Genomic DNA, 13,804 nt, shown 5'->3' on the forward strand with positions numbered 1-13,804 from the left:
CGAAGCGCTTTGTCATCCGCCTTGTTGGTGCGCTGTCGCAGCCCGCGGGCGAACATACGATGCGCTGGTAGGCCCCCACCTGTTCTCCAGCCCGCCGGTGAGGATACCGGAGGTTATTGCGCCGCATCGCTTGTGCCTCGTGATGCCCGATCCCGTCGCCGGGTCGCCGGGCCACTGAGACGACCTCGTCGAGGCGGGTCGGTTGGATCGCCGACCCGCCTCGGCGTACGCCGCATCCGGTGTGGCTACGGCGTGCCCGCCGGCTTGAACGCCACCGTGGTCAGGAAGTTGTAGAGCAGCTGGCGCCACGTGTACCACTCGTGGCCACCGAGGACCATGTCCGTGGTGAACGGGACCCCGTGACCGGTCAGGCTGGTCTCGAAGGCCGTGATGCTCGGGACCGTGATGGAGTCGAAGAGCCCGCCGCCGACCTGCAGGCCGAGGAGCTGGTGCAGGGCGGGGTTGCTCCACAGCGGATCGCTGTCGGCGGGGACGTTGCGGTTGCCGATGCTCCAGCTGGCGTAGTAGCCGAACAGCCCGGTGTCGTGGAACAGCAGGTAGTTGGCTCGAGCGGCTCCGGCCGAGAGTCCGGCGAAGGCGCGCTGGGCGGGGTCGTCGCTCACGTTGAAGTGCGCTTGGACATAGGGCAGCACGTAGTTGCGCAGGTCGGTGTCGTAGCAGCTCACGTCCTGCCCGGTGCAGGTGCCCAGGTTGTTGAAGTTCGTCATCACCACCACCATCGGAGCGATCTTCCGCGAGCCGATGAGGTTGTCCAGGATCGCTCCCGCGGCTCCCTGGGTCGACCAGTCGACCTCGTTGCCGCCTCCGCCATGGCTGAGGACCAGGACGGGGTACGGCGCGTGTCGCCGCTGGCTGTAGCCCGGCGGCAGGTAGACCGCGAGCGGGTGCGTGCCGACCGGGGAGGTCGACTGGGCGTCGGGGTAGGAGACGTCCAGCAGTCGGCCGTGGGTGCGCGTGCGCGGCGACTGCCAGGACAGGTCGAGGGTGCCGAACCGTGGGTCGGAGGGCACGTAGACCTGGCTGGTGGGCTCCACGGATCCGGAGGTGTTCCAGGGTGGGTTCGCCGGGTCGGACAGCTCGGTGCAGCCGCTCAGGGCCGGCGCTGCGCTGGTGCAGTCGACGTAGAACCCGTAGGTGAAGGTGCCCGAGGGCAGCGGCGTCGTGTAGGACCACACGCCCGTCGCCTTGTCCTGTGTCATGTCGACCACGGGCCAGTTGGGTGCGGCGCCCTGGTTGGGGTTGGCGATGGGGAAGTCGCCGGGCCGCCACTGCGTCGGCAACCGGCCCTCTGAGCTGGTGGTCGTCGTGGCGGCGGGGCTGGAGAGGAACCATTCCCCGCGCAGGCGCACCGACGTCGCAGTGGGGTCGTCGTAGCGGAAGGTGACCTCGTAGCCTGTCGGGGCCTTCCCGGTGTGGATCACTTCGGGAGAGATGATCCGGTGGCCGTGGTGCTTCGCGGCCGGCGCCTTCTTGGCGTGCGTGCTCGCGCCTGCGGGCCGGCCGTGGCCGGCCGATGCCCAGGAGGGGGAGGTGAGACCGGCTGCGGTCAGCACGAGGACGGCGGCGGCGATGGTGGCGCCGAACAGGCGGCGATTCTTGGTGGAGGGGTGGGACATGAGGCCTCCTTTCGGAGGGTTCCGAGATGTGGTCGATGTCACACGGCACCGACCGATCGACGCTACGTCCGGCGCATTTGAGCGTCAAGGACGTCCGTGACCACGGTCACGATCCACGGCGGACCGACCGCGGCGCAGCGACCTGGAAATGGTTTCGGCACAGGCATTGCAACGATGCAAAACGGTGCGTAGTCTCTGCATCCAACGCGGCCGACAAACCGGCTCCGCTCCGCTCGGGTCTCCTCAACGACGATGGGAATTGCAGCAATGAACGTTCCGAACACCCGCGCGGTCGGCCGCGTCGGCGCGCGCCGTACCTCGGCCCTGGCGGCCATCGCGGCGGCCTCGGTCCTCGCGCTCTCAGCCTGTTCGGGTTCCAACGACGACACGGCGAGCTCTGCCGGCTCCGACGCCGCGAAGAGCTCGCCGACCTCGACCGCCAGCTCCACCACAGCGTCCTGCTCAGCGGGTGCCACCAAGCTCACGTTCTGGGGCTGGCCGACCGGCTACGACCTGGCGGTCGACAAGTTCAACCAGACCCACCCCGACATCTGTGTCGACCTGGAGAACGCCGGCGCCGCGGGCGACGAGTACACCAAGCTGAGCGACACCATCAAGGCGGGCAGCGGCGCGCCGGACATCGCCACCATCGAATACTTCGAGCTGCCCTCCTTCGAGGTCAGCAACAGCCTGGTCGACCTCTCCGACTACGGCATCGACTCGGCCAAGTCCAACGAGGCCTCGATCGCCTGGCAGCAGGTCTCGCAGGGCTCGCACGTCTACGCCATGCCGGTCGACCTCGGGCCGATGGCGCTGTTCTACAACCAGAAGCAGCTGACCGCCGCCGGCATCACCCAGCCGCCAGCGACCTGGACCGACTTCGCCGCCGCGGCGGACAAGCTGCACGCGAAGGACCCGAAGGCGGCGATCACCAACTTCGACCCCGAGAGCCCGCAGGACGTGCTCGCCCTGATGCAGCAGTACGGCGCCTTCCCGTTCACCTACAGCGGCGGCTCGAAGCTCGGTATCTCCTTCACCGGCGAGAAGCAGCTGGCCTTCGCCAAGTACTGGCAGGACCTGATCGACAAGAAGGAGGCCACCACCGCGGCCGACTTCTCGCCCCAGCAGTGGTCGAACTTCGACAGCGGCGCCACCGCCTCGCGGCTGAGCCCGGCCTGGGGCCCGGTCGGCATGCAGCTGAGCATCAAGAAGACCATCGGCGACTGGCGCACCGCGTCGCTGCCGCAGGTGACAGCGGGCAGCAACGCCTCGGGCAGCTGGGGCGGCTCGACCCTCGCCGTGGTGAAGGGCACGCCGCACGCCAAGGAGGCGGCCGAGTTCGTGAAGTGGTTCGGTGGCAGCGACGACGCGTGGCAGATCCTCAGCGGTGACGTCGCCGGCGCGTTCCCGGCGTACGTGCCCCTGCTCAACGACAAGACGTTCCAGAGCAAGACGCTCCCGATCACCGGCGACTCCACGCCCAACGCCGTCTTCGCGACTGCCGCGCAGCATGTCCAGGCCGCCGAGTGGCCGCCGATCATGACGGCTGCTCTGACGCAGTGGACCTCGACCTTCGCCGGGGTCACCAAGGGCACCGAGACGCTCCAGGAGGCGTTCACCGAGTTCCAGTCCCAGCTCACCAAGTACGCCACCTCGCAAGGATTCACTGTCAGCGGTTCGAACTGACAGATCGTCGACGGGTGCCCCGCCCTGGGTGGGGCACCCGTTCGTACGGCTTCACACAGAAGACGGCTTCACCAGGAGGGGCCACTCCATGTCGCAGCAGTTGATCCACCCGCCAGCGCTCGGCTCCACCGGCAATGTCCGCATCGGAGCGCCCAAGCCGCCCGTACGGCGCCGTACGGCCTCGTCCCGGCGCGAGCGCACCGGAGCCTTGTTCATCGCCCCGCACATGCTGATGCTCGGGCTCTTCATGCTCGTGCCGACCGTCTACGCGGTCTACACCAGCCTGTTCGCGACCAAGCTCATCGGCGGCCGGCAGTGGGTCGGCCTGGAGAACTACCGCACGGTGCTCCACGCGGGCGAGTTCTGGTCGGGCGTGGTCCGGGTGCTGGTCTTCGGTGCGATCCAGGTGCCGCTGACGCTGGCGATCGCCTTCGGCTTCGCGGCGCTCTTCGATGCCGGTGTCATCCGCGGCAGCAGGTTCTTCCGGACGGTCTACTTCATGCCCTTCGCCGTACCCGGCGTGGTCGCGTCGGTGATGTGGTCCTTCCTGCTGCTGCCCGGCTTCGGGTCCTACGCCAAGGCGCTGTCGTGGCTGGGGCTCGGCAACGTCGACTTCTTCTCCAGCCGGCTGATCCTGCCCACGATCATGCTGATCGTGATCTGGGAGTGGACCGGCTACAACATGACGATCCTCTACACCTCGCTGAAGTCGATCCCGAAGGAGGTCACCGAGGCGGCGATCATGGAGGGCGCGTCGCTGTGGCGGATCATCGTCCACATCAAGCTGCCGATGGTGATGCCGTCGATCGTGATGCTGGCCTTCCTCAATGCCGTCGGTGCGTTGCAGCTCTTCACCGAGCCGTCCATCCTGGCGTCCTTCCAGCCGCAGGCGATCTCCTTCGGGTTCACCCCGACGCTGTTCGTCTACCACACCGCCGTGGGCAGCGGGGAGTACGAGCTCGGCGCCGCCGCAGCGGTGATCCTCGCGCTGATCATCGGCGCCATCTCTGTCGCCGGCTTCGCCGTGCGCCGTAGGAACGGAGAATTCCGATGACGAGGACGTCCGCGCGCGGCGCGAAGGCAAAGGCCGGCTCCGACCAGGTCTCGCCGCACCTCTACGGCCTGCGCCGCAGCACGACGGTGGTGCTCAACCTGATCGCCGTCGGTTTCGCCGCCTTCGTCCTCGGCCCGCTGGTGTGGCTGTTCTTCAGCGCCACCAAGAGCCAGGCCGAGATCTACGACAGCTTCGGCTTCTGGTTCGCCGGCCCGTTCCGGCTGTGGCACAACCTCTCCGCCCTCGGCCAGAACGTCAGCGGCACCGGCATCTTCGTGCACTGGCTCGGCAACACCCTGCTCTACGCCATCGGCGGCGCGGTGGGGGCGACGATCCTGTCCGCACTTGCCGGGTACGGCTTCTCCCGCTACTCCTTCCGCGGCGCGAACACGATGTTCCTGCTGGTGATGGCAACTCTGCTGGTGCCGCTGACAGCGATCGCGCTGCCGCTCTTCCTCTTCTACTCCAAGGTCGGCCTGGTCAACTCCGTGTGGGGCATGATCCTGCCGAGCATGGTCTCGCCGATCGGCATCTACCTGATGCGCACCTTCATCGACGCCTCCGTGCCCAAGGAGCTGATCGAGGCCGCCCGGCTCGACGGTGCCTCGGAGCTGTGGATCTTCTGGCGGATCGCGCTGCCGCTGGCCTTCCCGGGCCTGATGACGGTGCTGCTGATCTCGATCGTGGCGATCTGGAACAACTACTTCCTGCCGCTGATCATCTTCAGCAAGGCCAGCCTCTATCCGCTCACCGTCGGTCTCTCCGCGCTCTCCCAGGCCGCCGAGACCGGCACCAAGGCCGAGCTGGTCCCGGTGCTGATCACCGGTGGCCTGGTCACCGTGGTGCCGCTGATCCTGCTCTTCCTCGTGCTCGAGCGATACTTCCGCGGCGGCATGCTGCAGGGCAGCGTGACCGGCTGACGTGACGGCTGCTTCCGACGACACGACTCCACCCCGATATCCACGGTGTCGGGGTGGATTCGTCGTACACACGGCAGGATGAGGGCATGGTGGGCAATGCGCAGAACGGCCAGATGAAGGGGCCGGCCAGGCTTCGCGATGTCGCCGAGCGGGCCGGCGTGTCCATCCGCACGGTCTCCAACGTGGTCAACGGCTACGCCCCGGTCTCGGAGAAGAAGCGTCAGCTCGTGGAGGCGGCGGTGGCCGAGCTCGGCTACCGCCCCAACATCCTCGCGCGCAACCTCAAGAACGGCCGCAGCGGGCTGATCGCCCTGGTGGTGCCGGAGCTGGACGTCCCCTACTTCTCCGAGCTGGCGCGGGCGGTCGTCACCAAGGCCCGCGAGTTCGGCTACACCGTCGTGGTCGACCAGACCGATGCCGAGCCCGACCGTGAGCGCGAGCTGATCCAGGGGGAGGGTGACGCAGCGCTGTTCGACGCCGTCATCCTGAGTCCGCTCGCGCTCTCGCACAAGGACCTGCCGCAGCGTGACCCGAAGCATCCGCTGGTGCTGCTCGGTGAGCGGATCGCTGAGAGCGAGTTCGACCACGTCACGATCGACAACGTCGCGGCCGCGCGTGATGCGACCTCCCACCTCTTCGACCTCGGGCGGCGTCGGATCGCCGCGATCGGCGACCAGCCGTACGAGACCGGTGAGACGGCTCAGCTGCGTACCCGCGGCTACGAGCTCGCGCACGCGGAGCGGGGCGTGCCGGTGGACAGGTCGCTGCTGGTTCCGCGGCGGACCTTCCACTTCGCTGACGGCGCCGATGCGATGGAGCAGCTGCTGCGTCATCCTGACGGCCGGCCCGACGCTGTCTTCTGCTACAACGACCTGGTCGCCATCGGAGCCGTCCGGACGCTGCTCTCGCGCGGCCTGCGGGTCCCTGAGGACGTCGCCGTGATCGGCTTCGACGACATCGAGGCGGCCCGGTACCAGACCCCGTCCCTCACCACGATCGCGCCGGACCGGCGCCAGATCGCGCGGCTGGCCGTGGAGCGGGTCATCGCCCGGCTCGGCGGCGCCGCGGACGAGGAGCCGGCGGAGTTCTACGCCGACTACGAGCTGGTCGTCCGAGAGAGCACCGCCGGCATCGTCCGGTAGCCGTGCTACGGCGGGGCGGGCGCGGGACCGAACGATCGTTCGGGAGATGCCGACCATTGTGGGCGGCCGAACAAACGTCCAGCGCGCGCCACCCACCCGTGGTGGGCGAACGAACGTTCAGCGCGCAGCACCCACCCCGGGTGTCAAGGTGCGCAGCGAGCTCACCGTGCTCAGCGACCGTGCTCAGCCGCGGACGACGTCGATCGCGCCGCGTCCGACCAGTCGCCCCTCTGCGTGCAGCAGGACATGTAGTCGCGCCGACGGCGTACCGGCGGGGAGCTCGGCGCGCAGGCGGACGCTCTTGCTCAGCACGAACGGCTCGACCTGTACGGCGTCGACATCGCGCACCTCGGTCGTCGGCTCGAGACCGAAGACCGGACCCCAGGCGGCCGTGAGGCTGACATCGAGAGCGTCGCTGCCGTGGTGGGAGACGGCGACCTCGAAGTCGACCTGGCCATCGGAGGTCACGATGTCGCGTCCGGGCGCGATGGGGGAGACGCCGAAGACCGGGACCGTCTCGCTGTTCGCGTGCTGCGGCGGGCGGCCGCCGTGGTCCTTCATCGTACGGTTGCAGTCGACGATGCCCGCCGACTCGTGCTCGATGTCGTTGAGCTCGGTCCACACCCAGCCGGCGATGGTGTCGTAGCGGCGCAGCTCCTGGGTCTGCCAGTGCAGGTTCCACCCGCGGTCGATCGAGGTCCAGCCGCCGCCGAACTCGCTGTTGACGAAGGGGATGTCGCGCGGCACGGGGCCCTCGACCATCAGCCGCTTCTCCACGATCGTGTCGACCGCGATCGCCACCGGGAAGGTGGGCTCGTCGTCGGCGACAAGATCGGCGACCTTCCTCGCCCAGCCGGCAGGGGTCTCGTCGTAGACGTGCCAGTCGATCAGGTCCGACTCGAGGTGGGTCCAGCCCGAGTTGTCCACCACCGGACGGGTCGGGTCGAGCGCCTTGAGCGTGCGGTAGTCGTTGCGGACGACCTCCTGCTTGGCGGGGTCCTCCGGCAGCGCCCAGTCCAGGCCCCACTCCTCGTTGTACAGACCCCACACGACGATGCTCGGGTGGTTGCCGTCGCGGGCCACCATCGGCTCGATCTGGGCGGTGAAGGCGGCTGCGGCGGCGATGGAGAACCGTCCGGTCGAGGCGGGTTCCGCCCAGACCAGCATCCCGAGCCTGTCCGCGTGGTGGTGGAATCGCGGGTCCTCAAGCTTGAGGTGCTTGCGGACCATGTTGAAGCCGGCGTCACGGGCGACCTCGAGGTCGCGGACGAACGCCTCGTCGGTCGGCGCCGTGATGCCCGTCGTGGGCCAGTAGCCCTGGTCCAGCACGCCGCGGAGCGAGATGCGCTGGCCGTTGAGGAAGATCTGTCCTGCCCGGGTCTCGATGCTGCGCAGGCCGGTCGTGCCCACGACGAGGTCCTCGCCGTCGGCGGAGACCACCGTCGCCCGCACGCGGTACAGGTGCGGATCGGCCGGCGACCACAGCCGCGGCTCGGCCAGGGTGAGCGAGACGCCTGCCCGGAGGGCCGCCGCATCGCCTGTCCAGCTGAGGTCGGCTCCCTCGACGGAGACGACGACGGTGGCGTTGTCGGCATCGGGGCCGGCTACGTCTCCCAGGACCCGGATGCCGTCGAGGCCGACGGTCGGCACGAGCCGCAGGCCGCTCAGGTGGGTCAGCGGACGCGACTCCAGCCAGACCGGCTGCCAGATGCCGCTGGAGGCGGTGAAGGCACAGCTGTCGTAGTCGTCGCGGGGTGTGCTGCGCTGCTTGCCGTGGGCGATGTGCAGCTTGTCGGCCGGGGCGTGCACCGAGACGACGAGGGTGTGCTCCTCGTGGTCGGTCAGGGCGTCGGTGATGTCGAACTCGAACGGCGTCGAGCCGCCGGTGTGCGTGCCGACCTCGGTCTCGTCGACCCATACCCGGGCATCGTGGTGGACGGCCCCGAAGTGCAGCACCACCCGCTCGTCGCGCCAGCCGCTGTCGACGGTGAAGGTCCGTCGGTACGCCGCGTGCTCGACCCAGTGCGCCTCGACGCCGGATGCGGGCGTCTCCCAGGCGAAGGGCACCTGGATCTGCTCGTCCCAGCCGTCCGAGACGGTCGGGTCGCCGCTCGGGTCGCCGGTCGCGCCCCTGCGGAACTGCCAGGTCCCGTTGAGCGGCATCCACCGGTGCGAGCGGTCGAACTGGGGGCGCGGGTACTCAGGGCGCGGGATGCCCTCGGACGAACCCACGCCTGCCGTGGCCCCAGAGGTGATCGTCATGGTCAGGTCCTTCAAGTCAAGTGTGCGGCCGGCTGGAGGTTGGAAGATAGCAGCATTTTTGCAACGTTGCAGCACTCTACTGAGTCGATCAAGGGAGCGTGCTGCCCCAAACCCTTGCGGGGCTTCTCCGGGCAGCCCTGCAGTGCGTGGCGAGAGACTCTGCAGCGCTGCAATTTCGCACTCGATGTCGACGCCCCTGTGCGGGCTACCCCGCGCCGCTCCTCGCCGACGCGGTCCATTCATCGTGGAGTGTTAGGCGCACCAGGTGCGCCTAACACTCCACGATCTACGGGGATCACGGGGATCACGGGGATCACGGGGATCACGGGGATCACGGGGATCACGGGGATCACGGCGACCCCGGCGACCCCGGCGACCCCGGCGACACGAGGTCGACGATCTCGCCGAGCTGCGTCAGGCGCGGATCGCGAAGATCGTCCAGCCGGCCTCGGTCTGCTGCCCGGGCGCGAGCACGATCAGGTCCTCGCCGGAGTTGAAGGCGTCCGGCGCGCAGGTCATCGGCTCGACCGCGAGCCCGATCCGGCTCAGCTCGGGTGCGTCCGGTCGATCGGCGGTGTGGACCTGCACCCACGGACTTGCGGCGTCCCAGGCGAGGCCGACGCCGTCGCCGTCCGGTGCGACCAGCCGGACTGTCGCGATGCCGTCCGGATCGCGGTCCAGCGCGGTGAAGGCGTGGTCGATGAAGGTGGTGCCGATGCGGCGCGGTGAGCGGAAGTCGAAGGCGCTGTGGCTCGCGACGCTCTCGTCGTACTGCGGGACGAGTCGCTCGTCGTCGACCACCAGGTAGCGGGCGGCCGGCAGCTCGAGCGTCCAGTCGTCCACCCGGCCGCTGCCGGTGATGAGGTAGGGGTGCCCGGACAGGCCCACCGGGGCCGGCGTGGCGCTGTCGTTGCGGGCGGCGACCTCGGTGTGCAGCCCGCTGTCGTCGAGGGCGTAGCGGACCCTCACGTGCACCCGCCACGGATAACCGGCCTGAGCCTCGATCGTGGCGGCCAGCACCACCTCGGAGACGCTCTGCTCGACGATGTCGAAGTCGAGCCAGATCGCTAGCCCGTGCAGCGCGTGACGGCGGTCCGGCTCGGTCAGCGGCAGCTGGTGGGAGACGCCCTCGAAGGCGTACCGGCCGTCGACGACACGGTTCGGCCAGGGCGCCAGCACGACCCCTCGGTAGGCCGGCCGCACCTCGTCCGCACCGAACGGCACGACCAGGTCGCGGCCGTCGTGCTGCAACGCGCGCAGCGACGCGCCCACGCTGGCGACGTACGCCGTGTAGGGGCCGTGACGCAGCTCGACCTGGTCGCCCGAGAGTGGTCGGAGGTCGGTCGTCACTGCTCGCTCCCGGGCTCGCGGCGGGCACCGGCCGAGGGCGTGACCTCGAAGATCCGGGGCTGGGTGAAGCCCTGGTCGGCGAACGCCTTGGTGACCCGCTCGGCGACGTCGTCGGCGCTCTCGGCGCGCACGAGCGCGATCGCGGAGCCGCCGAAGCCACCGCCCGTCATCCGGGCGCCGACCGCGCCGGCGGCCAGCGCTGTCGCGACGGCCAGATCGAGCTCGGGGACGCTGATCTCGAAGTCGTCCCGCATCGAGTCGTGCGAGGCGACCAGGAGCTCGCCGATCCCGCTCGCGCCCACCGTGTCGAGCAGGTGGACGGTGTCGAGGACCCGCTGGTCCTCGGTCACGATGTGGCGCGCCCGCCGGAACGTCTCGTCGTCGAGTACGTCGCGGGCGCGGTCGAGGTCGGCCACCGACACGTCGCGCAGCGCGGCGACACCGAGCGCCGCCGCCGCTGCCTCGCACGAGGCCCGGCGTGAGGCGTAGCCGCCGTTGGCGTGCGCATGGGTGACCTGGGTGTCGATCACGAGCACCGTCAGTCCGGTGTGCGCCAGGTCCAGCGGGACGGTCCGGCTGGTGGCATCGCGACAGTCCAGGAACAGCGCCGCATCCTGCTCGCTGAGCAGTGACGCGGACTGGTCGAGGATCCCGGTCGGTGCGCCCACCACCTCGTTCTCGGCGATGTGCGCCGCTCGCACGAGCGTCCCGCCGTTCAGGTCGAGGTCCCAGCTGTCGTTGAGCGCGACGGCCAGCGAGCACTCGAGCGCAGCCGAGGAGGACAGACCGGCCCCGGTCGGGACATCGGAGACGAAGTAGGCATCGAAGCCGCTCACCGCGGTGAGGTCGGCACCCGTCCGGCCCAGGGCCCAGGCGGTGCCGAGCGGGTAGGCCGACCAGCCGGAGACCGACTCGGGTCCGAGCTCGTCCAGGGTGGTCTCGCCGACCCCGTCGGCGGACTCGGACGCCACGCGCACCTGGCGGTCGGTACGCAGGGCCAGCGCGACGTAGGTGCGCCGGTCGATGGCGAAGGGCAGCACGAAGCCCTCGTTGTAGTCGGTGTGCTCGCCGATCAGGTTCACCCGCCCGGGCGCCGACCAGACGCCCTCGGCTTCGTAGCCGTAGCGCTCGGAGAAGCCGGCGAGGACGCGGTCGAGCGGGGTGGTCATACGGGGTTCTCCTTGTCGGCGCGGGCGATCGCCTCGCGGATCCGGCCGGCCTGGGTCTCGGGAGCGATGTCGGCGACCCAGGCGCCCATCGCGGCCTCGCTGCCGGCGAGGTACTTCAGCTTGTCCGCACCACGCCGCGGAGAGGTGAGCTGCAGGGTCAGCCGGACGGCGTCACGGTGCTGGTGCACCGGCGCCTGGTGCCACGCCGCGATGTAGGGCGTCGGCGTGTCGTAGAGCGCGTCGATGCCACGCAGGAGCCGCAGGTAGAGGACGGAGAGCTCGTCGCGCTGCTCGGCGGTGGTGGCGGCGAAGTCGGGCACGTGCTGGTGCGGCATCAGGTGCACCTCGATCGGCCAGCGTGCGGCGAACGGGACGTAGGCGGTCCAGTGCTCGCCGGCGAGCACCACCCGATCGCTGCTCCGCTCGAAGTCGAGCACGTCCGCGAGCAGGCCGGCGCCGTACTGCTCGATGGAGGCGAGCAGGCGCTGGGTCCGCGGCGTCACGTAGGGATAGGCGTAGATCTGCCCGTGCGGGTGCTGGAGGGTCACGCCGATCTCGCGGCCGCGGTTCTCGAAGGGGAAGACCTGGGCGACACCGGGGAGCGCGGACAGGGCTGCGGTCCGGTCCGCCCACGCCTCGATCACCGTCCGGGCGCGCGAGCGGCTGATGCTGCCGAAGGAGCCCTCGCGCTCGGGGCTGAAGCAGACCACCTCGCACCGGCCGACGGCGGGCGCGGTGACGCCCAGGCCGAGGTCGGGGAGCCCCTCGCCCGCGGCGGCGGGCCCGAAGCTGGGGGAGCGGTTCTCGAAGACGGCGACGTCGTAGTTCGACGGCACCTCGCTCGGGTTGCCGGCGGCCTGCGGTGCCAGCGGGTCGAGCTGCGCCGGCGGCATCACGACGCGGGTCTGGCGCGCGGTCGCGACGGAGATCCACTCACCGGTCAGCACGTCGAGCCGCATGTCGGCCGTCGGCGGACGCGGCTCCAGGTCGCGCAGGTCCGGAGCTCGCTCCGGCGGCAGCGCCGTGTCGGCGTCGTCGAAGTAGATCAGCTCGCGGCCGTCGGCCAACGCATAGGTGCGCTTGATGATCGAACTCACGATCCCACGCTAGGAACTTTCGATAGCGAAAGCAAGACGGGTTTCGCATTGACAACACCGTCTCGTGCGATGAACGATGCCGAGGTGCCTGTCCCCGACCAGTCCTCCGCAGCCGAGCGGCGGGCCCGGATGCTGGCCGCCATCGAGCAGCGTGTCTTCGTCCGGGTGATCGACCTGAGCGAGCAGTTCGGCGTCTCTGCGGTCACCGTCCGCGCCGATCTGGACGCGCTCGAGGCCGAAGGACAGGTACGACGCGTGCGTGGCGGCGCGATGCCGGCCGCAGCGGTGCCCGAGCTGCAGGAGCGCCCCTACGAGCTCGGGCTGGAGACGCTCGGCGAGGACAAGCGGTCGATCGCCGCCCGGGCGGTCGATGAGATCCGGCCGGGCATGAGCATCCTGCTCGACGTCGGTACGACGGCAGCGGCGGTGGCGCGAGAGCTGCTGCGCCGCGACGCGCTGAGCGACCTCACGGTGATCACCAGTGGCCTGTCCATCGCCCTGCTGCTCGAGCCCGCCATCCCGCGGCTGCAGGTGGTGGTCACCGGCGGGACGCTGCGGCCGTTGCAGCACTCCCTGGTCGCGCCGCTCGCGGACGGGGTGCTGCCGAGGCTGCGGGCCGATCTGGCCCTCATCGGCTGCAACGGCGTCGATGCCCGGGCCGGGATCACCAACATCAACCTCCCCGAGGCCGAGGTCAAGCGGGCCATGATCGCCTCCGCCTCGCGGACCGTCGTCCTGGCCGACGGCTCCAAGATCGGTCGGGTCCATCTCGGCCAGGTGGCCGAGATCGCGAACGTCGACGTACTCCTCACGACCGCGTCGGCGCCCGCCGAGGCGCTGGGTGAGCTGCGCGCCGTCGACGGGCTCCGGACGATCGTGGTTCAGTAGCGGAAGGTGCCGACCAGGCGGTCCAGGGTGGTGGCCATCCCGGCGAGCTCGCCGGCGGCCGCGGAGGTGCCGTGCGCGCCCTGCTGGGTCTCCGCGGCAGCACCGGCGACCTTGGTGATGTCAGCGGCGATCCCGTTGGCACCGGTCGCGGCCTCGGTCACCGACCGCGCGATCTCATTGGTGGTAGCGGTCTGCTCCTCCACCGCAGAGGCGATGGTGCCGGTGATGTCGTTGATCTGACCGATCACCGCAGTGATCTGGGTGATCGCCTCCACCGCATTGGTGGTATCACCCTGGATCGCCTCGATCCGACGCCCGATCTCCTCGGTCGCCTTCGCGGTCTCACCCGCCAGCTCCTTGACCTCGTTGGCCACCACCGCGAACCCCTTACCGGCATCCCCGGCCCGGGCCGCCTCGATGGTCGCATTCAACGCCAACAGGTTGGTCTGCTGGGCGATCGAGGTGATCAGCTTGATCACCTGAGAGATCTCCGCCGAGGAGGCATCCAACGAGTTCACCGCACCCCGGACCTGCTCGGCGACCCGGACCGCGTTCGCGGCCACACTGGAGGCATCGGTCGCATTACGCGCGATCTCCCG

General features: G+C 69.7%; 11 protein-coding genes. 5 read left to right on the plus strand and 6 right to left on the minus strand.

Annotation, left to right across the window (positions count from 1 at the left end):
- Positions 1-245: 245 nt before the first annotated feature.
- On the minus strand, positions 246-1,637 hold the full coding sequence (locus H036_RS0111905) for an alpha/beta hydrolase-fold protein (protein ID WP_017935013.1): 1,392 nt from the start codon (positions 1,635-1,637) through the stop codon (positions 246-248).
- A gap of 267 nt (positions 1,638-1,904) precedes the next feature.
- On the opposite strand from H036_RS0111905, the gene H036_RS22665 reads away from it, so the two are divergent.
- The 4 genes from H036_RS22665 (at position 1,905) to H036_RS0111925 (ending at position 6,439) form a co-directional block, all read left to right on the plus strand.
- Positions 1,905-3,323, plus strand: coding sequence for an extracellular solute-binding protein (locus H036_RS22665; protein WP_017935014.1), 1,419 nt, complete (start codon positions 1,905-1,907; stop codon positions 3,321-3,323).
- Positions 3,324-3,411: 88 nt separating this feature from the next.
- On the plus strand, positions 3,412-4,377 hold the full coding sequence (locus H036_RS0111915) for a carbohydrate ABC transporter permease (protein ID WP_017935015.1): 966 nt from the start codon (positions 3,412-3,414) through the stop codon (positions 4,375-4,377).
- The gene (locus tag H036_RS0111920) at positions 4,374-5,297 is read left to right on the plus strand and encodes a carbohydrate ABC transporter permease (RefSeq protein WP_017935016.1); all 924 of its coding nucleotides are present in this window, start codon (positions 4,374-4,376) and stop codon (positions 5,295-5,297) included. Before H036_RS0111915 ends, H036_RS0111920 begins: the two co-directional genes overlap by 4 nt.
- Before the next feature lie 86 nt (positions 5,298-5,383).
- Positions 5,384-6,439, plus strand: coding sequence for a LacI family DNA-binding transcriptional regulator (locus H036_RS0111925; RefSeq protein WP_017935017.1), 1,056 nt, complete (start codon positions 5,384-5,386; stop codon positions 6,437-6,439).
- A 183-nt stretch (positions 6,440-6,622) separates the two neighbouring features.
- On the opposite strand, the gene H036_RS0111930 is transcribed toward H036_RS0111925, so the two are convergent.
- From H036_RS0111930 to galT, 4 genes are all read right to left on the minus strand, one after another.
- Complete coding sequence (locus H036_RS0111930) at positions 6,623-8,701, minus strand: glycoside hydrolase family 2 protein (protein WP_017935018.1); 2,079 nt, start codon at positions 8,699-8,701, stop codon at positions 6,623-6,625.
- Positions 8,702-9,115: 414 nt separating this feature from the next.
- Positions 9,116-10,051, minus strand: a complete 936-nt coding sequence (locus tag H036_RS0111935; RefSeq protein WP_017935019.1) for an aldose 1-epimerase family protein — start codon at positions 10,049-10,051, stop codon at positions 9,116-9,118.
- Positions 10,048-11,220, minus strand: coding sequence for a galactokinase (galK, locus tag H036_RS0111940; protein WP_017935020.1), 1,173 nt, complete (start codon positions 11,218-11,220; stop codon positions 10,048-10,050). The genes H036_RS0111935 and galK overlap by 4 nt, the downstream gene beginning before the upstream one ends.
- The gene (galT, locus tag H036_RS0111945) at positions 11,217-12,317 is read right to left on the minus strand and encodes a galactose-1-phosphate uridylyltransferase (RefSeq protein ID WP_017935021.1); all 1,101 of its coding nucleotides are present in this window, start codon (positions 12,315-12,317) and stop codon (positions 11,217-11,219) included. Before galT ends, galK begins: the two co-directional genes overlap by 4 nt.
- A 69-nt stretch (positions 12,318-12,386) precedes the next feature.
- Here galT and H036_RS0111950 point away from each other — a divergent pair, with 69 nt between their 5' ends.
- Positions 12,387-13,205 (plus strand): DeoR/GlpR family DNA-binding transcription regulator, encoded by an 819-nt coding sequence (locus tag H036_RS0111950; protein WP_017935022.1) that lies wholly within the window; start codon positions 12,387-12,389, stop codon positions 13,203-13,205.
- Here the strand turns inward: H036_RS0111950 and H036_RS0111955 are convergent.
- Positions 13,199-13,804, minus strand: a 606-nt coding sequence (locus H036_RS0111955) for a methyl-accepting chemotaxis protein (protein ID WP_017936762.1), incomplete at its 5' end; no start/stop codon positions are given. The genes H036_RS0111950 and H036_RS0111955 overlap by 7 nt on opposite strands.

It is taken from the genome of Nocardioides sp. Iso805N (assembly GCF_000364605.1).
Taxonomy (GTDB): Bacteria; Actinomycetota; Actinomycetes; order Propionibacteriales; family Nocardioidaceae; genus Nocardioides.

Bases quoted from the DNA above. Each gene is read 5' to 3' on its own strand.
- H036_RS0111905 (WP_017935013.1), bottom strand. From the start codon at position 1,637: ATGTCCCACCCCTCCACCAAGAATCGCCGCCTGTTCGGCGCCACCATC.
- H036_RS22665 (WP_017935014.1), top strand. From the start codon at position 1,905: ATGAACGTTCCGAACACCCGCGCGGTCGGCCGCGTCGGCGCGCGCCGT.
- H036_RS0111915 (WP_017935015.1), top strand. From the start codon at position 3,412: ATGTCGCAGCAGTTGATCCACCCGCCAGCGCTCGGCTCCACCGGCAAT.
- H036_RS0111920 (WP_017935016.1), top strand. From the start codon at position 4,374: ATGACGAGGACGTCCGCGCGCGGCGCGAAGGCAAAGGCCGGCTCCGAC.
- H036_RS0111925 (WP_017935017.1), top strand. From the start codon at position 5,384: ATGGTGGGCAATGCGCAGAACGGCCAGATGAAGGGGCCGGCCAGGCTT.
- H036_RS0111930 (WP_017935018.1), bottom strand. From the start codon at position 8,701: ATGACGATCACCTCTGGGGCCACGGCAGGCGTGGGTTCGTCCGAGGGC.
- galK (WP_017935020.1), bottom strand. From the start codon at position 11,220: ATGACCACCCCGCTCGACCGCGTCCTCGCCGGCTTCTCCGAGCGCTAC.
- H036_RS0111950 (WP_017935022.1), top strand. From the start codon at position 12,387: ATGAACGATGCCGAGGTGCCTGTCCCCGACCAGTCCTCCGCAGCCGAG.